Annotated in this window: 1 protein-coding gene; it reads right to left on the bottom strand. The window is 60.7% G+C overall.

The genetic code is table 11. From position 1 onward, the window contains the following. A partial coding sequence (locus SPHV1_RS26070) for a TraK family protein (RefSeq protein WP_369817851.1) occupies window positions 1-268 on the bottom strand: 268 nt, incomplete at its 3' end. Window positions 269-326 lie beyond the last annotated feature (58 nt).

Genomic DNA, 326 nt, shown 5'->3' with positions numbered 1-326 from the left:
GCGCTGTCGATGCCTTGGGCGGTTCCCCGGTAGCTGGCGCGCGATACCGGCGAACGTATTTGGCGAACCACGCATAGCCGAAGCTAATGCGGCCTTCCTCCGTCAGCAGCTCCCATATGCCGCGCACCGGCCATCCTTCCGCAAGGGCTGCATCTATGTCCGATCGAGCGGCGAGGAATTGCGCGAGGTTCCGGTTTTTGCCCCCCGGCTCCCGTGAGGCCGCCCGTTCGCGCAATCGCTCCGTGAAGGATTTCCCGCTGTCTGTCATTTCCACCTACGATATTTTTCGGCGCATAATCGGCTATAAAGCGTTCATAAACCGGCCA

The sequence above is a fragment of the Novosphingobium sp. KN65.2 genome (assembly GCF_001368935.1).
GTDB lineage: Bacteria > Pseudomonadota > Alphaproteobacteria > Sphingomonadales > Sphingomonadaceae > Novosphingobium > Novosphingobium mathurense.
The sequence above is the reverse complement of the archived record's forward strand: the minus strand, read 5'-3'. Positions and strand labels throughout refer to the sequence as shown.